The sequence below is a fragment of the Pseudomonas sp. LBUM920 genome (assembly GCF_003852315.1).
Classification (GTDB): Bacteria; Pseudomonadota; Gammaproteobacteria; order Pseudomonadales; family Pseudomonadaceae; genus Aquipseudomonas.
Genome location: NZ_CP027762.1, coordinates 4,888,313 through 4,910,686 on the forward strand (window position 1 = coordinate 4,888,313; position 22,374 = coordinate 4,910,686).

Annotated in this window: 18 protein-coding genes; 9 read left to right on the plus strand and 9 right to left on the minus strand. The window is 60.0% G+C overall.

All coding sequences use genetic code 11. The features are described from left to right. Positions 1–205 precede the first annotated feature (205 nt). The 8 genes from C4J83_RS22550 (at position 206) to cobA (ending at position 11,577) form a co-directional block, all read left to right on the plus strand. Positions 206–1,432, plus strand: coding sequence for a CmpA/NrtA family ABC transporter substrate-binding protein (locus tag C4J83_RS22550; RefSeq protein WP_124418243.1), 1,227 nt, complete (start codon positions 206–208; stop codon positions 1,430–1,432). Between the two features lie 13 nt (positions 1,433–1,445). Continuing rightward, the gene (locus C4J83_RS22555) at positions 1,446–2,021 is read left to right on the plus strand and encodes an ANTAR domain-containing response regulator (protein ID WP_083357333.1); all 576 of its coding nucleotides are present in this window, start codon (positions 1,446–1,448) and stop codon (positions 2,019–2,021) included. 211 nt (positions 2,022–2,232) lie between these two features. Then, a complete protein-coding gene (locus C4J83_RS22560; RefSeq protein WP_124418244.1) occupies positions 2,233–3,444 on the plus strand; it encodes a nitrate/nitrite transporter in 1,212 nt (403 codons plus the stop codon). Continuing rightward, positions 3,444–5,114 (plus strand): bifunctional protein-serine/threonine kinase/phosphatase, encoded by a 1,671-nt coding sequence (locus tag C4J83_RS22565; RefSeq protein ID WP_124418245.1) that lies wholly within the window; start codon positions 3,444–3,446, stop codon positions 5,112–5,114. The genes C4J83_RS22560 and C4J83_RS22565 overlap by 1 nt, the downstream gene beginning before the upstream one ends. 234 nt (positions 5,115–5,348) lie before the next feature. Continuing rightward, complete coding sequence (gene nirB, locus C4J83_RS22570) at positions 5,349–7,802, plus strand: nitrite reductase large subunit NirB (RefSeq protein ID WP_119742104.1); 2,454 nt, start codon at positions 5,349–5,351, stop codon at positions 7,800–7,802. After that, entirely contained in the window at positions 7,799–8,116 is a 318-nt protein-coding gene (nirD, locus tag C4J83_RS22575) for a nitrite reductase small subunit NirD (RefSeq protein WP_017134764.1), read from the plus strand. Before nirB ends, nirD begins: the two co-directional genes overlap by 4 nt. Next, the gene (locus tag C4J83_RS22580; protein ID WP_124418246.1) at positions 8,116–10,824 is read left to right on the plus strand and encodes a nitrate reductase; all 2,709 of its coding nucleotides are present in this window, start codon (positions 8,116–8,118) and stop codon (positions 10,822–10,824) included. The genes nirD and C4J83_RS22580 overlap by 1 nt, the downstream gene beginning before the upstream one ends. Positions 10,825–10,833: 9 nt before the next feature. Further along, a complete protein-coding gene (cobA, locus tag C4J83_RS22585) occupies positions 10,834–11,577 on the plus strand; it encodes a uroporphyrinogen-III C-methyltransferase (RefSeq protein ID WP_124418247.1) in 744 nt (247 codons plus the stop codon). Between the two features lie 60 nt (positions 11,578–11,637). On the opposite strand, the gene C4J83_RS22590 is transcribed toward cobA, so the two are convergent. From C4J83_RS22590 to ppsA, 8 genes are all read right to left on the minus strand, one after another. Further along, complete coding sequence (locus C4J83_RS22590; RefSeq protein ID WP_124418248.1) at positions 11,638–12,621, minus strand: OmpA family protein; 984 nt, start codon at positions 12,619–12,621, stop codon at positions 11,638–11,640. A 107-nt stretch (positions 12,622–12,728) separates the two neighbouring features. Then, positions 12,729–13,319: an RNA polymerase sigma factor SigX gene (gene sigX / locus C4J83_RS22595; protein WP_034120675.1), complete on the minus strand. Its 591-nt coding sequence runs from the start codon at positions 13,317–13,319 to the stop codon at positions 12,729–12,731. Between the two features lie 87 nt (positions 13,320–13,406). Then, on the minus strand, positions 13,407–14,231 hold the full coding sequence (locus C4J83_RS22600; RefSeq protein ID WP_003193288.1) for a mechanosensitive ion channel family protein: 825 nt from the start codon (positions 14,229–14,231) through the stop codon (positions 13,407–13,409). Positions 14,232–14,233: 2 nt separating this feature from the next. Continuing rightward, positions 14,234–14,479: a hypothetical protein gene (locus C4J83_RS22605; protein ID WP_005790375.1), complete on the minus strand. Its 246-nt coding sequence runs from the start codon at positions 14,477–14,479 to the stop codon at positions 14,234–14,236. Between the two features lie 86 nt (positions 14,480–14,565). Then, positions 14,566–15,561: a zinc transporter ZntB gene (locus C4J83_RS22610; protein WP_124418249.1), complete on the minus strand. Its 996-nt coding sequence runs from the start codon at positions 15,559–15,561 to the stop codon at positions 14,566–14,568. Between the two features lie 25 nt (positions 15,562–15,586). After that, positions 15,587–16,078, minus strand: coding sequence for a ribonuclease E activity regulator RraA (rraA, locus tag C4J83_RS22615; RefSeq protein WP_106576302.1), 492 nt, complete (start codon positions 16,076–16,078; stop codon positions 15,587–15,589). Between the two features lie 230 nt (positions 16,079–16,308). Next, positions 16,309–17,298 carry an alpha/beta fold hydrolase gene (locus C4J83_RS22620; RefSeq protein ID WP_124418250.1) on the minus strand — a complete coding sequence of 330 codons (990 nt, stop codon included), beginning with the start codon at positions 17,296–17,298 and terminating at the stop codon, positions 16,309–16,311. Positions 17,299–17,404: 106 nt separating this feature from the next. Beyond that, positions 17,405–19,780: a phosphoenolpyruvate synthase gene (ppsA, locus tag C4J83_RS22625; protein WP_106576300.1), complete on the minus strand. Its 2,376-nt coding sequence runs from the start codon at positions 19,778–19,780 to the stop codon at positions 17,405–17,407. Positions 19,781–19,958: 178 nt separating this feature from the next. Between ppsA and ppsR the strand changes: the two genes are divergently transcribed. Beyond that, positions 19,959–20,777 carry a posphoenolpyruvate synthetase regulatory kinase/phosphorylase PpsR gene (ppsR, locus tag C4J83_RS22630; protein ID WP_058412273.1) on the plus strand — a complete coding sequence of 273 codons (819 nt, stop codon included), beginning with the start codon at positions 19,959–19,961 and terminating at the stop codon, positions 20,775–20,777. A 39-nt stretch (positions 20,778–20,816) separates the two neighbouring features. Here ppsR and C4J83_RS22635 read toward each other — a convergent pair whose 3' ends face one another. Then, the gene (locus C4J83_RS22635; protein WP_124418251.1) at positions 20,817–22,241 is read right to left on the minus strand and encodes an aminotransferase-like domain-containing protein; all 1,425 of its coding nucleotides are present in this window, start codon (positions 22,239–22,241) and stop codon (positions 20,817–20,819) included. Positions 22,242–22,374 lie beyond the last annotated feature (133 nt).

The following is a 22,374-nucleotide window of genomic DNA, read 5'->3' on the forward strand; positions in this document are numbered from 1 at the left end:
GAGTTTCAATCTTGATGGAAAGCTGACGGCGGACTGCGCCTGGATCTCCGTGGCATGTGCCTTGCTACGGGCTCTGTATCAAAGCCTGCACCAACGTCGGAGCAGGCTTACGGACAATGGCGTCGTTTCCCTGCAATGGCTTGCGCTGCCACCCGCGCAACCCTCAAGGGTTACGACGCTTTTTTTTGAGCAAAGGTGAGTGTTGATGAACGATTCGGTCGGCAACAACCCGGTGAACCATTCGCTGGCCTGGGTAAACGGCAGTGACGCACCGGAAAAGAGCAGCCTCGACCTGGGCTTCATGGCGCTGACCGATTGCGCCTCGCTGGTGGTCGCCGCCACCCAGGGTTTCGCGCAACCCTACGGCCTGACGCTGAACCTCAAGCGCCAATCGTCCTGGGCCAACCTGCGCGACAAACTGGTCAGCGGCGAACTGGATGCCGCCCATAGCCTCTATGGGCTGATCTATGCCGTGCACCTGGGCATCGGTGGCGTAGCGCCGACCGACATGGCTGTTCTGATGGGGCTCAACCAGAACGGGCAGAGCATCAACCTGTCCCACGGCCTGCAACAGCAAGGCGTGATCACTCCTGAGGCACTGGACCGCCACGTGCACCAAAGCCGCACAAAACTGACCTTTGCACAGACATTTCCCACAGGCACTCACGCCATGTGGCTGTATTACTGGCTGGCGAGCCAAGGCATTCATCCGTTGCACGACGTCGACAGCGTGGTGGTACCGCCGCCGCAGATGGTCGCGCACCTGCAAGCCGGGCGCATCGACGGGTTCTGTGTCGGCGAGCCCTGGTGTGCCAGCGCGGTCAAGCAAAACCAGGGGTTCACCCTGGCGACCACCCAGGCGATCTGGCCGAATCATCCGGAAAAGGTTCTAGGATGCACCCAGGCGTTTGTCGATCAGTACCCCAACACTGCGCGCATCCTGGTGATGGCGATTCTCGAGGCCAGCCGCTTTATCGAGCAAAGCCATGAAAACCGCCGCTCCACCGCACAATTACTCAGTGCTCGCGACTACCTCGATGCGCCGCTCGACTGCATCGAGCCGCGCCTGCTGGGTGCTTATGACGACGGCCTCGGCCACCAGTGGCAAGACCCACATGCCCTGCGGTTTTTCGGCGATGGCGAGGTGAACCTGCCGTACCTTTGCGACGGCATGTGGTTCATGACCCAGTTTCGGCGCTGGGGCTTGCTGCGCGAAGACCCGGACTACCTGGGCGTGGCCCGCCACGTGCAGCAACTGGCTTTATACCGTCAGGCCGCTGCCGCCGTCGGCGTCAATGCAAACGCAGCGGACATGCGCAGCAGCCAACTGATCGACGGCAAAATCTGGGACGGCTCCGACCCCGCCGCCTACGCGCGCAGCTTTCGACTGCACGCCATGGCAGACCACTCCAGCCACCAGGCGCAGCGCTGACAGGACGACCTCTATGTTACGCATCCTGTTGATCAACGATACGCCGCGCAAGGTCGGGCGCCTCAAGGCCGCATTGATCGAAGCCGGGTTCGAGGTGATCGATGAGTCCGGCCTGACCATCGACCTGCCCGCGCGCGTCGAAACGGTGCGCCCGGACGTGATCCTGATCGATACCGAGTCACCTGGCCGAGATGTAATGGAGCAGGTGGTACTGGTCAGCCGCGATCAGCCCCGGCCGATCGTGATGTTTACCGACGAGCACGACCCGAACGTGATGCGCCAGGCCATCAAATCCGGGGTCAGCGCTTATATCGTCGAAGGCATTCAGGCCCAGCGCCTGCAGCCGATCCTGGACGTGGCCATGGCCCGTTTTGAAAGCGATCAGGCCTTGCGCGCCCAGCTCCAGGCGCGCGACCAGCAACTGGCCGAGCGTAAACGCATCGAGCTGGCCAAAGGCATGCTGATGAAAATGAAGCACTGCAACGAAGAAGAGGCCTACACCCTGATGCGCCGCCAAGCCATGAGCCGCCAACAGAAACTGATCCAGGTGGCGGAGCAGATTATCGCCATGAGCGAGTTGCTCGGCTGATCTGGCGCAGCTCTTGCTAAGCATTCACCACAGGTAACCAACGGCGGTTGCCCCTTCCACGACAAAGACGTCGCACATCCGGTTTGCCCTCGCGAGCCCGGTGGCGGCGTTTTTTCGTTTTGGTCCCAGAGCCTGGGGCCGGTGGGGTGGCCTTTAGCCGGCGGCCCCATCACTTGGCCTTCTTACAAGACCCCAACCGTTGAGGTGCGTGATGAAATCAAGCTTCTGGAAATCCGGGCACACCCCGACCCTGTTTGCCGCGTTCCTGTATTTCGACCTGAGCTTCATGGTCTGGTACCTGTTGGGACCGCTGGCGGTGCAGATCGCCGCCGACCTGCACTTGACCACTCAACAGCGCGGACTGGTAGTGGCCACGCCGATCCTGGCCGGCGCGGTGCTGCGTTTTCTGATGGGCATGCTGGCCGACAAACTGTCGCCTAAAACCGCCGGGCTGATCGGCCAGGTCATTGTGATTGCCGCACTGTTCGGCGCCTGGCAACTGGGCATTCACAGTTACGAGCAGGCCCTGTTGCTGGGCATGTTCCTGGGCATGGCGGGCGCCTCGTTTGCGGTCGCCCTGCCGCTGGCCTCTCAGTGGTATCCCGCTGAACACCAGGGCAAGGCCATGGGCATCGCCGGTGCTGGCAACTCCGGCACCGTGTTTGCTGCATTGCTGGCACCGGTACTCGCCGCCGCGTTTGGCTGGAGCAATGTGTTCGGCTTCGCGCTGATTCCATTGGTCATCACGTTGGTTGTCTTCGCCTGGCTTGCGCGCAATGCCCCGGAACGCCCGAAGGCCAAATCCATGGCCGACTACTTTAAAGCCCTGGGCGACCGCGACAGCTGGTGGTTCATGTTCTTTTACAGCGTGACGTTCGGCGGCTTTATCGGCCTGGCCAGCGCCCTGCCCGGCTACTTTAACGACCAATACGGCTTGAGCCCGGTGACCGCGGGCTACTACACCGCGGCCTGTGTGTTTGGCGGCAGCCTGATGCGCCCGTTGGGTGGCGCCCTGGCGGACCGTTTCGGCGGGATTCGCACCCTGCTCGGCATGTACAGCGTGGCGGCGATCTGCATCGCAGCGGTGGGTTTCAACCTGCCAAGTTCTTACGCTGCGTTGGCACTTTTCGTCTGCACCATGCTCGGCCTCGGCGCAGGTAATGGTGCAGTGTTTCAACTGGTGCCCCAGCGTTTTCGCCGCGAGATCGGCGTGATGACCGGCCTGATCGGCATGGCCGGCGGGATCGGCGGCTTTGCCCTCGCGGCAGGCATGGGCGCGATCAAGCAAAGCACCGGCAGTTATCAAATGGCCCTGTGGCTGTTCGCCAGCCTCGGCGTGCTGGCCTGGTTCGGCCTGCACGGGGTCAAACGTCGCTGGAGAACCACCTGGGGTTCGGCTGCCGTGACCGCCGCACGCGTCTGATGGGCTTGCAACTGAGTGTCGCGCAGGCCAGCGCCATTGGCCCTCGCGCCGAAAACCAGGACGCCCTGCGCGTCGTCACCCCCGTGGCGGAGCTGGCGGCGAGTAAAGGTTACCTGTGCGCCATCGCCGATGGCGTCAGCCAATGCGCCGATGGCGGCCTGGCGGCGCGCTCGACCTTGCAGGCGCTGGCGCTGGACTACTACGCCACGCCGCAAACCTGGGGCGTGGCCCAGGCGCTCGAGCGTCTGTTGCTGGCGCAGAATCGCTGGTTGCAGGCCAACGGCGGCGGCCAGCCGCTGCTGACCACCTTGAGTGCACTGGTGTTTCGCGGCCAACGTTTCACCCTCGCGCACGTCGGCGATTGCCGGGTGTATCGCTGGCTGGACGGCGAGTTGCAGCGCATCAGCGAAGACCATGTGTGGGAACAGCCGGGCATGCAGCACGTGCTCAAGCGCGCGCTCGGTCTGGACCAGCACCTGGTGCTGGATTTTCTCGACGGTGAACTGCGCGCAGGCGAATGTTTTTTATTGCTCAGCGATGGTGTGTGGGCCGCCTTGGGTGAGCACAGCATCAGTGCGATCCTGCGCGAGCAAACTGACCTCGATGTGGCGGTCAACACGCTGGTCAACGCCGCGCACCTGGCCGCCAGCCAGGACAATGCCAGCGCCCTGCTGGTGCGCATCGACCAGCTCGGCGCCGCCACCCTTGGTGATGCGCTGGTGCAGTTGCAGCAATGGCCGCTGCCACCGCCGCTCAAACCTGGGCAACGCTTTGAAGGCTGGCAGGTTGAAAGCCTGCTGGCGCAGAGTCGACAGTCGTTGCTGTACCGGGTACGTGATGCCCAGCAGCAACCCTGGCTGCTGAAAACCTTGCCGCTCAACCGCGACGATGACAGCGATGCCGGCCAAGCGCTGCTATCTGAAGAGTGGTTTTTGCGGCGGGTTGCCGGGCGCGCGTTTCCTGAAGTTCACGCGGCCAGTGGGCGCCAGCACCTGTACTACGTGATGCGCGAATACCCGGGGCAAACCCTTGCTGAACTGTTCCGGCAACAGGGCCCATTGCCCCTGGCGCAGTGGCAGTTCATCGCCGAGCGGCTGCTGCGGGCGATGGGCCTGCTGCATCGGCGACAAATCCTGCACCGCGATATCAAGCCCGAAAACCTGCTGCTGGGTGACGATGGCGAACTGCGCGTGCTGGATTTCGGCCTGGCCTATTGCCCGGGGCTCTCCGAAGACCGCGCTCATTTGCTGCCCGGCACGCCAAGTTTTATCGCACCCGAAGCGTTCAGCGGCGAGCGGCCTACGCCGCAGCAGGATTTATACAGTGTTGGCGTTACCTTGTATTACCTGCTGACCGGGCATTATCCCTACGGCGAAATCGAAGCTTTCCAACGGCCGCGTTTCGCCCAGCCCGTCAGCGCCAGCCGCTACCGTCCCGACCTGCCTGACGGGTTGCCACTGAGTCTGGAACGCGCCGTGGCCGCCTCACCCGCGCAACGTTATGAAACCGCCGAAGAATGGCTGCTGGTGCTGGAGCAGGCCGACCGCCGTGAATTGAGCGTGCGACCACGGCCCTTGCTGGAGCGCGAACCGCTCAAGGTCTGGCAAAGCCTGGCCGCCGTGTCGCTGCTGGTCAATCTGGTGCTGCTGTACTGGCTGTTGCACCACTAGAGGGCAAATCCCCAGGCGGCTTTGACTCAAAGCCCCAATAAACCCGCAGGCTGGCCAACTTGGCACAGCCACTGCATTAGCTTCCCCAACAACACACATACAGCCGCCCCTTCAACGTCGAAGGGCGAGCTTCCCGAGAGAACGGGACCAGGACAAAGGCGTCCTCGCTAGATCACTAGCGGGGACGCCTTTTTTTGTTTGCGCGTAATTGGTCGAGCCATTGCGGAGAACGACATGAAAAAACTCAAATTGGTGATGATCGGCAACGGCATGGCCGGGGTTCGCACCCTTGAAGAATTGCTCAAACTGAGCAGCGACCTGTACGACATCACCGTGTTCGGCGCCGAGCCCCACACCAACTACAACCGCATTCTGCTGTCGCCGGTGCTGGCCGGCGAGCAAACGTTCGAAGAGATCGTGCTCAACGATCTCGACTGGTACCTGGATAACCACATCAAGCTGTTGCTCAACCGCAAAGTGGTGCAGATCGACCGTGTCAAACGCCTGGTCATCGCCGAAGACGGCACCACAGCCGAATACGATCGCCTGCTGATCGCCACCGGTTCGACGCCGTTTATCCTGCCGATCCCCGGTAACACCTTGCAGGGCGTGATCGGCTACCGCGACATCGCCGACACTCAGGCCATGATCGACACCGCCAAGACCCACACGCATGCTGTTGTGATCGGCGGTGGCCTGCTCGGCCTGGAGGCCGCCAACGGCCTGATGCTGCGCGGCATGCACGTGACCGTGGTGCATATCGGCGAATGGCTGTTGGAGCGGCAACTGGACAAGACCAGCGGCCAATTGCTGCAAACCGAACTGGAAAGCCGTGGCCTGGTGTTCCGTCTGCGTGAACAGACCCAGGCACTGCACGACGCCGGCAACGGCCGCGTCGGCTCGGTGCAATTCAAGAATGGCGACGTCATCCCCGCTGACCTGGTGGTGATGGCTGCCGGCATTCGCCCCAACACCGAACTCGCAGAAAAATCCGGCATCCCGTGCAACCGCGGGATTCTGGTCAACGACACCTTGCAGACCTACGACCCACGCATTTATGCCATCGGCGAATGCGCCAGCCATCGTGGCATCGCCTATGGCCTGGTTGCGCCACTGTTCGAGCAAGCCAAAGTCTGCGCCAATCACCTGGCGCAGCTGGGCTTTGCCACCTACAAGGGCTCGGTCACCTCAACCAAATTGAAGGTCACCGGTATCGACCTGTTCTCCGCCGGCGACTTTATGGGCGGCGAAGGCACCGAAACCATCACCCTCAGCGACCCAATTGGCGGCGTGTACAAAAAACTGGTGATCAAGGACGACATCCTGGTCGGTGCCTGCCTGTACGGCGATACCGCTGACGGCGGTTGGTATTTCCGTCAGATCCGTGAGAACCATGCGATAGGCGAGATCCGCGACCACCTGATGTTCGGCGAAAACGCATTAGGCGATGTCGGCCATCAAGGCCAGGACAAGGCCATGAGCATGGCCGACAACGCCGAAGTCTGCGGTTGCAACGGCGTATGCAAGGGCACCATCGTCAAGGCCATCCAGGCACACGGGCTGTTCAGCGTTGACGAGGTCAAGAAGCACACCAAGGCCGCCAGCTCCTGTGGCTCCTGCGCCGGGCTGGTGGAACAGATCCTGATCAATACCGTTGGCGGTGCCGCGGACGTCAAACCGAAAAGCGAAAAAGCGATCTGCGGTTGCAGCGACCTCAACCACGGGCAAATCCGCCAGGCCATCCGCGATCAGCACTTGCTGACCATCGCCGGCACCATGAGCTACTTGAACTGGCGCACGCCCAATGGCTGCGCCACCTGCCGCCCGGCCCTCAACTACTACCTGATTTCCACCTGGCCGGGCGAAGCCAGGGATGATCCGCAATCGCGCCTGATCAACGAACGTGCCCACGCCAATATTCAGAAAGACGGCACCTACTCCGTAGTCCCGAGGATGTGGGGCGGTGTGACCAATCCGTCAGAGCTGCGGCGTATTGCCGACGTGGCCGACAAGTACAACGTGCCGATGGTCAAGGTCACCGGCGGTCAACGCATCGACCTGCTGGGCATCAAGAAACAGGACCTGCCAGGGGTTTGGAAGGACCTCGACATGCCTTCCGGTCACGCCTATGGCAAATCCATCCGCACCGTGAAGACCTGCGTCGGCAGTGAGTTCTGCCGTTTTGGCACACAGAATTCGACGCAGCTGGGCATTGAGCTGGAGCATGACCTGTTCAATATGTGGTCGCCGCACAAGGTCAAGTTGGCGGTGTCCGGTTGCCCACGCAATTGCTCGGAAGCCGGCATCAAGGACGTGGGCATCATCGGCGTGGACTCCGGCTGGGAGATGTACATCGGCGGCAACGGCGGGATCAAAACCGAAGTCGCGGAGTTCTTTGTCAAGCTGAAAACCGCCGAAGAAGTCCGTGAATACAACGGCGCCTTCCTACAGCTTTACCGCGAAGAAGCCTTCTACCTCGAGCGCACCGTGCACTACCTGCAACGCGTGGGCATGGAGCACATCAAGAAGGCCGTACTGGAAGACCCGGCTCGCCGCCAAGCCCTCAACGAGCGTCTGCAGTTTTCGCTGTCGTTCGAACAAGACCCTTGGAAAGAACGCCTGGAACAGCCGCTGCTGAAAAAGGAATTCGAGGTCATCCCCGTCAAACAGCTGGAGGTCTCGGTATGAACTGGCTGGATATCTGCGCACTCGATGAAATCAATGCCCTGGGCTCGCGCATCATCAATGGACCCAAAGGTGATATCGCGATTTTTCGCACCAGTGATGACGAAGTGTTCGCCCTCGATGACCGCTGCCCGCACAAGGGCGGTCCGTTATCCCAAGGCCTGATCTACGGCAAGCGCGTGGCCTGCCCGCTGCACAACTGGCAGATTGATCTGGCATCCGGCGAAGCCCAGGCACCGGACATCGGCTGCGCGCACCATCACCCCGCCCGCGTGGAAAACGGCCGGGTCATGTTGGCCCTGCGGGACGCGGGTTGATGAACCGCCAGGTCACCGCGTCCACCTGCTGTTATTGCGGGGTGGGTTGCGGCGTGCTGATCGAGCACGACGGCGCGCAGATCCTCGGTGTACAAGGCGACCCGAACCACCCGGCGAACTTCGGCAAGTTGTGCAGCAAAGGCTCAAGTCTGCACCTGACCGGCGACCTGGCGGCCCGCGCGTTGTACCCGGAGCTGCGTCTGGGCAAAAGCTTGGCGCGAGCACGCACCGACTGGGAAACCGCACTGGAGCACGCGGCCAAGGTGTTCGCCGAGACCATCAGCGAACACGGGCCGGACAGCGTGGCGTTCTACATTTCCGGGCAATTGCTGACCGAGGACTACTACAGCTTCAACAAGCTCGCGCGCGCGCTGGTCGGCACCAACAACATCGACAGCAACTCGCGGCTGTGCATGTCCTCGGCAGTGGTGGGCTACAAGCGCAGCCTGGGCGCCGATGCGCCGCCGTGCAGTTATGAAGACCTGGAGTGCAGCGACTGCGTAATGATCGTCGGCAGCAACATGGCCTACGCCCACCCGGTATTGTTCCGACGCCTTGAGGAAGCCAAAGCGCGGCGCCCGCAGATGAAAGTGCTGGTGATCGACCCACGCCGCACGGACACCTGCGATTTAGCTGACCTGCACCTGGCCATCCTGCCTGGGACGGATGTGGCGTTATTCCACGGGATTTTGCATCTGTTGCTGTGGGAAGACTGGATCGACCGAGACTTCATCCAGGCGCATACCGATGGGCTGGGCGAGCTGAAACGGCTGGTGCATGACTACACGCCGCAAATGGTCACGCAGCTGTGCGGAATCAGCGTCGAACAGCTGCGCCTGTGCGCCGAATGGGTCGGCACCTCCAGCAGTTTTCTGTCGCTGTGGTGCATGGGGCTCAACCAATCCACCGCCGGCAGCGCCAAGAACAGCGCGCTGATCAATTTGCACCTGGCCACCGGCACGCTTGGCCGAGCAGGATGCGGGCCGTTTTCCCTGACGGGCCAGCCGAATGCGATGGGTGGGCGCGAAACCGGCAGTTTGTCGAATTTGCTGCCCGGCCATCGCGAGGCGGCGAACCCGGAACATCGGGCCGAAGTGGCCGCGTATTGGGGTGTTGAACAACTGCCAGCCAGCACCGGGCTGACAGCCATCGAACTGTTTGAACAGGTACAGGCCGGCAAGATCAAGGCCTTGTGGATCGCCTGCACCAACCCGGCCCAATCCTTGCCCGACCAGAACACCGTGCGAATGGCCTTGGAGACGTGCCCTTTCGTGGTGCTACAGGAGGCTTTTCGTACAACCGAGACGGCCCGTTTCGCTGACCTGCTGTTACCAGCGGCCAGTTGGGGCGAGAAAGAAGGCACGGTGACCAACTCTGAACGGCGCATTTCCCACGTGCGACGGGCAATCGCCCCACCTGGGGAGGCGCGTCCGGATTGGGCAATCACTGTGGATTTTGCCCAGCGCCTGGAGCGACGGCTTTGTCCCGGAAAACCGGGTCTTTTCGCCTTTGAACACCCCTCGCAGATCTTTGATGAGTACAAACTGCTGACCCACAACCGCGACCTTGACCTGACGGGCATCAGCCATGCCTTGCTCGATCAGATAGGTCCGCAGCAATGGCCGTTTCCCACAGGCGCGCAATCTGGAACTGCGCGCCTGTACACCGACGGCGTGTTCCCCACCGAGAGCGGCCGCGCGCATTTTGTTGCCGACCCCTACCGCGCCGCCAAAGAGCAGCGCGACGCACGCTTCCCGCTGACGCTGATCACCGGCCGCCTGCGTGATCAATGGCACGGCATGAGTCGCACAGGTACTGCAGCCCAGTTGTTTGGGCATGTGAACGAAGCACTGCTGAGCCTGCACCCGGATGAGTTGCGCCGCCATCGCTTCAAGGACGGTGACCTAGTCAACCTCAAGAGCCGTCGCGGCAGCGTGATTGTTGCCATCAACAGTGATGACAGCGTGCGCCCCGGGCAAGCGTTCCTGCCAATGCATTGGGGTGACCGTTTTCTCAAGGGGGGCGTAAATACGTTGACCCAGCCAGCCTTCGACCCTTTGTCGAAACAGCCGGAACTCAAACACAGCGGTGTGCGCCTGGAGGCTGTGCAGCTGCCGTGGCAGCTGTTTGCGTTGATCGAAGGCGATGTGCAGCAACACGTCGAGGCACTGCGCCCACTGTGCGAGGGCTTTGCCTACGTGAGCCTGAGCCTGGCCGGGCGCGAACGGCCGGCACTGGTGGTGCGCGCGGCACATACCGAGGCGCCCGACCTGCAACTGCTGACGCGTATCGACGCCTTGCTGGGGCTCAACGACGGTCCTGTGATGGCGTATGACGACCCGCGCCGCTCGATCGGTAAACGCGTAAAAATCGAACAAGGCCGGATTACCGCGTTGCGCCTGGCCGGCGAAACCCTGGCTCGGCATTGGCTGCAAAGCCTTTGGCTGGAAGGCCGCACTGACGATCAATTGCGACGCTGGCTGCTGGCACCGCTCAGCGCGCCACCGGGCGGTGCGGCAGCCAGCGGCAAGATTGTGTGCAACTGCAAGAACGTCAGCGAAAACGCCGTGTGCGCAGGCATCACTCGCGGCCTGGACCTTAACGGGCTCAAACAGGCGCTGGGCTGCGGCACGCAATGCGGCTCGTGCGTACCGGAAATCAAACGTCTTTTGGCCAGCAACCCGCAGCCAATCGCAATCAGTGTGTGAGGAAAAAACATGAGCGCAAAAGTCTGGCTGGTGGGTGCGGGGCCCGGTGATCCTGAACTGCTGACCCTGAAGGCGGTGCGGGCCCTCCATGAGGCCGACGTGGTGTTGATTGATGACCTGGTCAACCCGGCTGTGCTGGAACACTGCCTTGACGCGCGGATTATCAGCGTAGGCAAACGCGGTGGCTGCCGTTCGACGCCACAGGATTTTATCCATCGCCTGATGCTGCGTTATGCCCGGCAAGGCAAATGCGTGGTGCGATTAAAAGGTGGTGACCCGTGCATTTTCGGGCGTGGCGGCGAAGAAGCGATGTGGTTGCGCGAACGTGGCGTGGCCGTGGAGTTGGTCAACGGGATCACGGCGGGCCTGGCCGGTGCGACAAACTGCGATATCCCGCTGACGTTGCGCGGGGTCAGTCGCGGTGTAACGCTCGTTACGGCGCATACCCAGGACAACAGCAGCCTGAACTGGCGTGCACTGGCCGAAAGCGGGACGACGTTGGTGGTGTACATGGGCGTGGCGAAGCTGGAGGAGATCCGTCAGCAGCTGCTGGAGGGCGCCATGGCAGAGGATATGCCGGTCGCGATGATCGAAAACGCATCGCTGCCTCAACAGCGAGAATGCTGTAGCACGTTGGGGCAGATGCACAAGGATGCGCAGGCGTTCGCCTTGAAGAGCCCGGCAATCCTGGTCATCGGCAGTGTCGCCGCGGCTGCACAGGCGGCATGCGTGGCCGTATCCACCAGCGCTTGAAGCAAACGCCAGACGAAAAAAAGCCCGGCCTAAGCCGGGCTTTTTTTTACCACTCAGTAATTACTGAGCAGCTTGAGCTTCTACCGAGGCTTCTACGCGACGGTTGATAGCACGGCCAGCTTCAGTTGCGTTGTCAGCAACTGGGCGGGATTTGCCATAACCAACCGAGCTTACACGGTTAGGAGCAATACCGTCTTTGACCAGAACTTGCTTGACCGCGTCAGCACGACGCTGGGACAGCTTCTGGTTGTAAGCGTCAGGACCGACGGAGTCAGTGTGACCTTCAACAACGGTGGTGGTTTGTGGGTACTGTTTCATGAAGTCAGCGAGGTTTTTCACGTCGCCGTAGCTGTTAGGTTTAACAACCGACTTGTCGAAGTCGAACTTCACGTCCAGCTCAACACGAACAACCTGAGCAACTGGAGCTTCTGGCTCTGGAGTTGGCTCTGGAGCTGGTGTTGGGGTAGGAGCTGGAGCTACTGCGCCAGCGTTACCGCCGAAGTTTACGCCCAGGCCAACCAGTGCGGAATAATCCCACTTGCCGTTGTCCAGGTTGTAGTCGGACTCAACACCGGCACGTGCGAACAGGTTGTTGGTGAAGTAGTACTTCACACCAGCGCCAGCGATAGCCAGAGTGGACTGGTCGCGACCTTTGTGGCCGTCAACTTCAACGTTGGTACGGCTCTGGTGACCGAAACCACCTTCAACGTATGGACGCAGGGAGTCAACACCAGCCTGACCGAAGTGGTACTGAGCAGTCACGCTGCCAGTGTCACCTTTGATCTTCTGGCTGCCAGTACCGTCGTTCGAACGGGTGTGGTTGGTGGTGTCGTAGTTCAGGTTGATCGACACGTCGTCGGTCAAGAAGTAACCGATGCTTGCGCCAGGGTTGAAGCCGTCTTCGATGTGCTTAACGCTATCGTTGTACTGCTTCTTGTAGAACAGCTGGCCTTCAACTGCGCCTTGGCCTTGTGCCAGAGCGCCGAAAGAAGTGGCAGCAATAAGAGAACCAATGGCAAAGCCCAAGGTGTTTTTCAGTTTCATCCGTTAAATCCCCATCTGGTGATTGTAAAGCAGTCCCACAAACCGGGGGACAACTCGGCGACAAGTCTAACAGAACTTGCCTACACGTAAGAGATATTTGCCACGCACTAAGTTTCAGTCTCGCCCGCAAATTTCTCACGTAATTTATCAAGAGCACGCTTGTAACGCATTTTTGTAGCACTCAAACCCATGTGCATGATGTCAGCAATTTCCTGAAACTCCAGCTCTGCGACAAATCGTAGCACCAAAATTTCGCGGTCAATTGGGTTCACATGCACCAACCAGCGATCAAGTCCGCCCTTTTCCTCGGGTGCTGGCGCCTTTTCTTCAGACGCTTCCTCAAGGGGGTCCAGACTCAAAGCGTCCATCAACCGACGCTTTCGCCGCTCCTTACGATACTGCGTGATGCACTCGTTGTACGTGATGCTGTAGAGCCATGTCTTGAACTTCGATTTGCCCTCGAAGTTCTTCAGGCCATACAGCACCTTGAGCATCACTTCCTGACAGACATCGTCCGCATCTCTATCGTTCCCTAAATACCTTGAACAAACGTTGAACAGAGTGCGTTGATATCTGCGCATCAATTCTTCGTACGCGCGTGTTACGTGAAACAGCTCCGTGTGTGCGCGCGCGACCAACTCCTCATCAGAGAGCTCACGGGGGTCATAGCGCGTGGACAGCGTTTGGGCTTTATTCAAAACAAGTCGTGCCGGCAGTCAGGTCAATGTCCGCTGCAGCCCGGTTACCCGGGTTTGCGGCGGCGTACATTAGCAGGGTTTGCCGGATTAGCGGCTACTGACCTGCTGCTCCAGGAGAATCCGATTGGACAGCGATACCAGCTCACCGTCATCGGTCAGCACGGTCGTCTTGACTGTGCCGATCTCCTCGATTTGCCCTTCGACCTCGCCCACACGCACCTGTTGCCCAACCTGATACAGCTCACGCACATAGATTCCCGCAAGAATCTGACCGGCAATTTCCCGGCTTCCCAACCCCATGGCCAGCGCAACGGCCAGACCAACGGTAATCAAAACAATCACAATCACATGGTTGAGCAGGTCAGTTTTGACCTCGAGCTGGCTGATCGCAACGGAAATACTGATGATGATCACCAGCCCCTGAGCGATCCGCCCCAGGCCCGCAGCATAGTCCAGCCCCACGCCTTCAGCGGCTCCGCGCACCAGCCCATTGGCCAGTTGTGCCAGTAAAACGCCTACGAGCAGCACCAGCGCGCCACCGAAAACTTTCGGCAAATACAGCGCCAGCATGTCGAGCGTAGCTGAAACTCGCTCAAGTCCAAGGGATTGAGCAGCAGAAACCAGAAAAATAAGTAAAACGAACCAGTAAACGATCTTCCCGATGAGGGTCGAGATCGGCACTTGCAGCCCCGCACGACCCAACAGCTTGGTCAGGCCCGTGCCTGCCATCAAGCGGTCCAGGCCCAGTTTTGCAAGCAATTTGGACAGCAGGGTGTCGAGCAGCTTGGCCACGACAAAGCCCAGCAAGACCAAAACCAGAGCACCAAACAGGTTGGGAATGAAATTCGCCACCTTGGTCCACAATGCAGTCATCGCAGTGACCAGGCTCTGGGTCCAGAGATCAAGTTCCATATTCAATCAGCCTTATCAGCAGTGCGAGCAAGAGGTTTACGACGGGAAACCGGCGATACATGGGCCGAACCATTGTTCAAAGCCATCATCAGCGCCGGCAGCCAGCGACCGAGCAGCCCGAACAGATCTCCCGCACCGACCTGACGGTTGGCGGTTTTCAACACGCGACCCAGGCAAGCGTCGTCGTCACGGTTGGACGGCGAAGCATTAAGCATGTCACGCAAAGACTGTTCGAACGGATCGTGCATAAAGACCTCTCGCAAGTGATTTAAAAGACGAGGGTTAATTTCCTGGGGTCACATGTCCCCCCTACTACGTTCAGGTCATATTCAGGTCAAACCCAGCGCAATCGTCGAAACAGCCACCATTGTCCCAACGCGACGGCCACCATCATCAGGCACGCAATCATGAATCCGTAGGGGCTGGCGGAGAACGGAATACCGCCCACATTTATACCCAGCAAACCGGTGAGAAAACTCATCGGCAAAAAAATCCCGGTAATGATACCGAAGCGGTACATGGTGCGGTTCATCCGCCGGCTCAATCGCCGGTCTTCGGTCTCAAGCACAAGCCCCACGCGCTCTCGAGCCAATTCGAGCTCTTCCAGGTAGCGCGTCAGGCTGTTGTGTAATTCGTTCCAGTAGTCAGCATCGTCATCACAAAACCACGGCAATTTGGTTCGCGTCAGTTGGGCAAAAATATCTCGCTGAGGGGCGAGAAAACGTTTGAGCCCCGCCGCGCGCCGACGGATCTGCAGGACGCTGCCATGTTCCGGAGTATACCGTTCGTCGGCATCCAGTTTTTCTTCTTCGATATCGACAACTTCAGACAGGTCGGTAACCAGATCCTGCACTTTGTTGGTCAGGTACTGCGCCATATAAAGGATGAGTTCCGAAGCAGTTTTCGGTCCTTTCCCCTCCGCCAGTTGCACCAGCAACTCATCCGTGGCGCGCAGCGGACGCAGGCGCAAGGAAATCACGCGATCGGCCGCTGCGAAGATACGCACCGACACCATGTCTTCCGGTTCGGCGCCCGGGTTCAGGTTGACCCCGCGCAGAAACAGCAGCAATTGGGCTTCGGGGAGCGGCAACAGGCGCGGACGGGTATTTTCCTCCAGCAGCAAGTCGCAGGCAAACTCGCTCAAGCCGCTGGATTTACGCAGCCAGGTCTGGGTCTGCGGATGGCTGCGATCCCAATGCAGCCACAGGCTTTCCTGAGGCTGCAATTGCAAGTCGTCGAGCTCAGTCCGGGCAATCGAACGCGCACCGCCTTTACCGTCCAGCACCAGGGCATGCACCAGCCCCCATTGCGCGTTTTCTTCCTCGAACATCCTCACCCCTATCGGCTACAGCAGTTTATTCAGGCATTGTCAGCGGGCTGGGCGAGACGATCACGCCGTTATTGTCCGCATAGATGTACTCACCGGGGCGGAACGTCACACCGGCGAAGGTCACTGCCACGTTCAGGTCGCCAATGCCGCGCTTATCGGTCTTCATCGGGTGAGTTGCCAGCGCCTGCACGCCCAGATCGGTTTGGGCAATGACATCGACATCCCGGATGCAGCCGTAGATCACCAGCCCTTCCCACCCGTTCTTTGCGGCTTTCTCGGCAATCATGTCACCGAGCAACGCGCGACGCAGCGAACCACCACCGTCGACCACCAGCACCTTGCCGGCGCCCGGCTGATCGGCCTGTTCCTTGACCAGGGAGTTGTCCTCGAAGCATTTGATGGTGACGATCTCGCCGCCAAAGGAATCCCGGCCACCGAAATTACTGAACATCGGCTCAACCACCTGCACCAGCTCCGGGTAGGCATCGCACAGATCGGGCGTCACGTAATGGTTCATCGAGAAACTCCTGTCATCAAAGAAGAGGTCGAACATCCCACGGTGTACATCAGAAAAACGTGTCGCAACAGGCAATCTTTAACGGTTCACCGGTTGGCGGCGGCCATGATCGGACTCACTTCGTCGCAACGCAATAGCGACTGCGCGACTGAATATGACCAGAAGCGTTTAACGCGTCATATCTTAGCCGCAACCACACACGAGTGAAACGCCCTTGGCAGAGCGCTTGATCAAACAGCTGCCAGTACCTGCGGGTGCGCCCCGGCCAAGGGTGTCAGCGGATCGTTCAACCACCGCGCTACCATTGGCCATACCTCGGCTTGAGCGGCTTTGCTGACCAGCATCTCGACATGCCCGAAATCCCCGCTGAAGCCTTGCTGGCGACCCAGACACAAGTATTGGCGGTGCTCGGAGCCGACTTGCTCGAACAACTTGCGGCACGCCCAATCCGGGTCCTGCTGGTCACCGGCGGCACTCACCGCCAACAACGGCACATCGACTTCCGCGAGGCCCTTCCACCAATCCTGTTTCCCATCGCCAAAGCGACCGAACAGGCCGTTCCAACGCATGGCTTCGATCATCACGCCCGCAGGCTCATCCTCCGGACCACGCTTAAGCCGCGCGCCGGACACTTCGCCAAAACGTTTCAGGAGCAAACGAGCGGTCCACTCCACCGGGGGAATTTTCAACGGCCAGTGGGTACGGCTGACCTGGCAACCAAACAACGCCACCGAGGCCACCGCTGGCGCCCCCAGGTACTGCCCGCCGAGGGCTGCAGCCAGTGCGGTGCCGCCCAGGGAATGCCCGATCCAGTGCGGGATTTGTGCACTTTGCTCACGCACAAACGCGCCGATGGCCGGCAAATCGTAACGCGCGTAGTCGGCAACGCGATTGCTCGCGTAGTCATGGTTGCGCTTGGACAAGCCATGCCCGCGCATTTCCGCAATCCACACATCAAAGCCCTGGCGCGCCAGATAGGCGCCCAAACCGATGCCTTTGGGCGAGTACCAGAAACGCCGGTTGGAAAAACTACCGTGCAATAAAATTACCGGCGTGCCCCGGTTTTCCGGGACATCGGCCAGGCCCAAACGCGTTACCGCCAGCTCGACGGTACCGTCGGGGCTGTTGCCGGGTTTGAGGCGGTACACGTCTTCACTCAGGTCGCCGCGACGTTCAGCACTGATCAGGGCGACGGGAAACAGGTTGCTGCTGCTTTGCATAATGCTCTTGCACAAAAAAGGGCGGCGTCCGGAAGGAGTTCCGCCCTGCACAGATAAGAATGCCGGTCACCCTTTGGGAGTGACCGGCACTTTTTAAGTCACGACCTTAGGCGGACGCTTGCCCTTCCGCCAGGAAGAACCAGGTCTCCAGCACGGAATCGGGGTTCAGCGAGACGCTTTCGATACCCTGTTCCATCAGCCATTTGGCCAGGTCCGGGTGGTCGGAAGGGCCCTGGCCGCAGATGCCGATGTACTTGCCGGCCTTGTTACAGGCCTGGATGGCGTTGGCCAGCAGCTTCTTGACCGCAGGGTTACGCTCATCGAACAGGTGGGCGATGATCCCCGAGTCACGGTCCAGGCCCAGGGTCAGCTGAGTCAGGTCGTTGGAGCCAATGGAAAAACCGTCGAAGAACTCCAGGAACTCTTCGGCCAAAATGGCGTTGGACGGCAGCTCGCACATCATGATGACGCGCAGGCCGTTTTCACCACGGCTCAGGCCGTTTTCTGCGAGCAGGTCGACCACTTGGCTCGCTTCGCCCAAGGTACGCACGAACGGCACCATGATCTCGACGTTGGTCAGGCCCATCTCATTGCGCACGCGCTTGAGAGCACGGCACTCAAGCTCGAAGCAATCGCGGAAGGCCTCGCTGATGTAGCGCGAGGCACCACGGAAGCCCAGCATCGGGTTTTCTTCTTCCGGCTCATAGAGCTTGCCGCCGATCAGGTTGGCGTATTCGTTGGACTTGAAGTCCGACAGCCGCACGATGACCTTTTTCGGGTAGAACGCCGCCGCCAGGGTGCTGATGCCTTCCACCAGCTTCTCGACGTAGAAGCCCACCGGATCGTTGTAGCCGGCGATGCGCTTGTCGACGCTTTCCTTGATATCCAGCGGCAGGCCGTCGTAGTTCAGCAGAGCCTTGGGATGCACGCCGATCATGCGGTTGATGATGAACTCCAGGCGGGCCAGGCCCACACCGGCGTTCGGCAACTGCGCGAAATCAAAGGCGCGGTCCGGGTTGCCGACGTTCATCATGATCTTGAACGGCAGGTCCGGCATGGCATCGATGGAGTTTTGCTTGATGTCGAAGCCCAGCTCACCTTCAAAGATGAAACCAGTGTCGCCTTCAGCGCAGGATACGGTCACGCCCTGGCCGTCTTTCAACAGTTGGGTCGCGTTGCCGCAGCCCACCACTGCCGGAATACCCAGCTCGCGGGCGATGATCGCCGCGTGGCAAGTGCGCCCGCCACGGTTGGTGACGATGGCGCTGGCGCGCTTCATCACCGGCTCCCAGTCCGGGTCGGTCATGTCGGACACCAGCACGTCGCCCGGCTGGACTTTGTCCATCTCGGACACGTCCTTGATGATCCGCACCTTGCCGGCGCCGATGCGCTGGCCGATGGCACGACCTTCCACCAGCACGGTGCCGGTTTCTTTCAGCAGGTAGCGTTCCATGACGTTGGCAGAGGTGCGGCTTTTCACGGTTTCAGGACGCGCCTGCACGATGTACAGCTTGCCGTCATCACCGTCTTTGGCCCACTCGATGTCCATCGGGCACTTGTAGTGCTTTTCGATGATCATCGCTTGTTTGGCCAACTCGCTGACCTCAGCGTCGGTCAGGCAGAAACGCGCGCGCTCTGCCTTGTCGACTTCAACGGTTTTTACCGAGCGACCGGCCTTGGCCTCGTCGCCGTAGATCATCTTGATGGCCTTGCTGCCCAGGTTGCGGCGCAGGATCGCCGGGCGACCGGCCTCAAGCGTGTGTTTGTGTACGTAAAATTCGTCCGGGTTGACCGCGCCCTGTACCACGGTTTCGCCCAGGCCGTAGGCGCCGGTGATGAACACCACGTCACGGAAACCGGATTCGGTGTCCAGGGTGAACATCACGCCGGCGGTGCCGGTTTCCGAACGCACCATGCGCTGCACACCGGCAGACAGGGCCACCAGCTTGTGGTCGAAACCCTGGTGTACGCGGTAGGAAATGGCGCGATCGTTAAAGAGGGAGGCAAATACTTCCTTGGCCGCGCGGATCACGTTTTCGACGCCGCGGATATTCAGGAAGGTTTCCTGCTGACCGGCAAAGGAGGCGTCTGGCAAATCTTCGGCGGTGGCCGAAGAGCGCACGGCGACGGCCATGTCCGGGTTGCCGGCCGACAATGTAGCGAAGGCAGTACGGATTTCTTCGTTGAGCTTCTCGGGGAACTCGGCGTCCATGATCCATTGACGGATCTGGGCACCGGTCTTGGCCAGGGCGTTGACGTCATCGACGTCCAGGGCGTCCAGCGCGGCGTGGATCTGGGCGTTGAGGCCGCTCAGCTCGAGGAAGTCGCGGTAAGCCTGGGCCGTGGTGGCGAAACCACCGGGCACCGAGACACCAGCGCCTGCAAGATTACTGATCATCTCGCCGAGGGATGCGTTCTTGCCCCCCACATGCTCTACATCATGGACGCCGAGCTTATCGAGGGAAACTACGTACTCTACCAAGGTGATCTCTCCACTTTCTGTGTTGGAAAAGCTCAGGACGCCGGCGGCTCAGTAGGAGCAAACGCCAGCGCTTGTGGCCTGGACCTGGAAAATAAGTGAGAATGCGGCCCACTGCGGGACGGCAAAATCGCGCCTATCATATCCAAGATTCGCCATCAGCTTAAGGCCCAGGGCTCAAATGAAACGATCTGCTTTCTTTATCTCCGACGGCACCGGCATCACAGCCGAAACATTGGGTCAGAGCCTGCTCGCGCAGTTCGAAAACATTACCTTCGCCAAATTCACGCGGCCCTATATCGACAGCGTGGATAAAGCGCGGGCCATGGTACAACAAATCAATCTGGCGGCTGAAAAAGACGGTTTTCGCCCGATCATTTTCGACACCATCGTCAATCAAGACATCCGTGAGATCCTCGCCACCTCCAATGGTTTCATGATCGACATCTTCTCCACGTTCCTGGCGCCCCTGGAACAGGAGTTGAGTGAACACTCCTCCTATTCAGTAGGAAAGTCCCATTCCATTGGCCACAACTCCAACTATATGGAGCGTATCGAGGCGGTAAACTTTGCCCTCGACAACGATGACGGCGCCCGCACTCATTATTATGACAAGGCCGATTTGATCCTGGTGGGTGTGTCCCGCTGCGGTAAAACCCCGACGTGCCTGTATATGGCCATGCAGTTCGGTATCCGCGCGGCCAATTACCCGCTGACCGAAGACGACATGGAACACCTGACGCTCCCGGCCGCCCTGCGCGCGCACCAGCACAAGCTGTTCGGTCTAACCATCGACCCGGACCGCCTCACGGCGATTCGTAACGAACGCAAGCCCAATAGCCGCTATTCCAGCTACGCACAGTGCGAGTTCGAAGTGCGCGAGGTGGAAAATCTGTTCCGTCGCGAGAATATTGCGCACATCAATTCCACGCATTTTTCGGTGGAAGAAATTTCGGCGAAGATTCTGGTGGAAAAAGGCGTGGAGCGCCGATTCAAATAACTGCGGTGCCTGCGATGAACGATAACGCGGTAAACCGGCCTACAGGTGAAACCGGCCCCCCCCCTGCCCCAACGCCGTCGCCAGCGCATCAAACCCCGCCCGCAACAATTGATCGTCACCCGACGTATTACAGATACTCGCCCGAATAAACTGCGGCACCGCCGTTTGCCCTACGGCAAAGGCCTCGGCCGTGGCGATCAGGTAATTATTCTGCTTGAGTTCCGCTTCGATTTCCGACGCGCGCCATGGCTCTGGCACTTCAATCCAAAAATGCGGACTGTTGAGGTGGGTGCGGTATTCAAGGCCGGTCAGCAGGTCGCGCACCAGGGCTTTGCGGCGGCTGATCTCGTTGATCTGCTGACGTAGCAGGTATTCCGCCGTGCCGTTTTCGATCCACTGGGTCGCCAGCTCCAGGGTGACTGGCGTGGCCATCCAGCACGTCGAGCGCAAGGCCGCCGAAATACGGCTGACCAGCGCCGGTGGCGCGTGCACATAGCCCACCCGCAAACCTGCGGACACCGCCTTGCTCAGGCTACTGATCAAAATCGTACGCTCAGGCGCGAAATGGCTGAGGGGCGGCGGCCGATCTTCTACCAATACGCCGTGGGCTTCGTCTTCCAGAATCAGCAGATTGTGCTCGCGACATACCTTGACCAACGCTTCCCGGCGTGCGACCGACAATACCGCCGTGGTCGGGTTCTGGATGGTGGGCGTGCAATACAACGCCGACACCCGGTGATTACGACAGACTTCATCCAGCGCGCCCGGCAGCACGCCTTCTTCATCCATCTCCAGGCCGATCAGGCGCACGCAGAGCATGCGCGCGGCCGTGATCAGCCCTGGATAGGTCAGCTGTTCGGTAACCACCGTATCGCCCGCCCGCAGCAATGCCATCATCGCGCACAGCAGGCCATGCTGACCGCCGTTGACGCAGATGACCTGTTCGGGAATCGGATGAAAATCACGCTGCACCAGCCACTGCGCCCCGGCCTCACGGTAGCGCGGCAAACCGGCATCCGGGGTGTAGGCGCTGATGTCCTGGAGAAACTTGGCGTTGGTCGACAACGTTTGGAAGCTCTGGGCCAGAAACACCGTCTCCTGACCAGGAATATGCATGTTACGGCTCATGTCGAAGTAATGGCGCGGCTCCTCGCTGACGTTGCGAAAACCTTCATCACGCTGGCGCTCCATCCCACGCTTGCGCACGAAAGTGCCGTCACCCACTCGCGCCACCACCAACCCAAGGCGTTCCAGTTCGCCGTAGGCTCGGCTGATAGTGCCGATGGTCACACCCAGATTGTCGGAAAGCACCCGATGGGGCGGCAGTTTTCGTCCGGGTTCAATCAAGCCTTCAAGGATGCCCCGTTCCATCACATCGGACAGGCGCTTGTACTTCACGCCCTGACCGCTGGACAACCCCTCACGCATAATTGACACCATGTCAATATTTGTTTTGACAGCCATCATTCGCCCTAATAGTGTGCTTTTACGGGTTCAATCACCGAATGAAACAACTTAATACACAGTCAATATAGAGTTCAATTCCGGCTCAGGGAAGCAATAAACGATGCCAATGTCCGCCGTTCTTGAAAACACA

Excerpts from the sequence above, each read along its gene's own strand:
- C4J83_RS22550 (WP_124418243.1), top strand. The coding sequence starts at position 206 with ATGAACGATTCGGTCGGCAACAACCCGGTGAACCATTCGCTGGCCTGG.
- C4J83_RS22555 (WP_083357333.1), top strand. The coding sequence starts at position 1,446 with ATGTTACGCATCCTGTTGATCAACGATACGCCGCGCAAGGTCGGGCGC.
- C4J83_RS22560 (WP_124418244.1), top strand. The coding sequence starts at position 2,233 with ATGAAATCAAGCTTCTGGAAATCCGGGCACACCCCGACCCTGTTTGCC.
- C4J83_RS22565 (WP_124418245.1), top strand. The coding sequence starts at position 3,444 with ATGGGCTTGCAACTGAGTGTCGCGCAGGCCAGCGCCATTGGCCCTCGC.
- nirB (WP_119742104.1), top strand. The coding sequence starts at position 5,349 with ATGAAAAAACTCAAATTGGTGATGATCGGCAACGGCATGGCCGGGGTT.
- nirD (WP_017134764.1), top strand. The coding sequence starts at position 7,799 with ATGAACTGGCTGGATATCTGCGCACTCGATGAAATCAATGCCCTGGGC.
- C4J83_RS22580 (WP_124418246.1), top strand. The coding sequence starts at position 8,116 with ATGAACCGCCAGGTCACCGCGTCCACCTGCTGTTATTGCGGGGTGGGT.
- cobA (WP_124418247.1), top strand. The coding sequence starts at position 10,834 with ATGAGCGCAAAAGTCTGGCTGGTGGGTGCGGGGCCCGGTGATCCTGAA.
- C4J83_RS22590 (WP_124418248.1), bottom strand. The coding sequence starts at position 12,621 with ATGAAACTGAAAAACACCTTGGGCTTTGCCATTGGTTCTCTTATTGCT.
- C4J83_RS22600 (WP_003193288.1), bottom strand. The coding sequence starts at position 14,231 with ATGGAACTTGATCTCTGGACCCAGAGCCTGGTCACTGCGATGACTGCA.
- C4J83_RS22605 (WP_005790375.1), bottom strand. The coding sequence starts at position 14,479 with ATGCACGATCCGTTCGAACAGTCTTTGCGTGACATGCTTAATGCTTCG.
- C4J83_RS22610 (WP_124418249.1), bottom strand. The coding sequence starts at position 15,561 with ATGTTCGAGGAAGAAAACGCGCAATGGGGGCTGGTGCATGCCCTGGTG.
- rraA (WP_106576302.1), bottom strand. The coding sequence starts at position 16,078 with ATGAACCATTACGTGACGCCCGATCTGTGCGATGCCTACCCGGAGCTG.
- C4J83_RS22620 (WP_124418250.1), bottom strand. The coding sequence starts at position 17,298 with ATGCAAAGCAGCAGCAACCTGTTTCCCGTCGCCCTGATCAGTGCTGAA.
- ppsR (WP_058412273.1), top strand. The coding sequence starts at position 19,959 with ATGAAACGATCTGCTTTCTTTATCTCCGACGGCACCGGCATCACAGCC.
- C4J83_RS22635 (WP_124418251.1), bottom strand. The coding sequence starts at position 22,241 with ATGGCTGTCAAAACAAATATTGACATGGTGTCAATTATGCGTGAGGGG.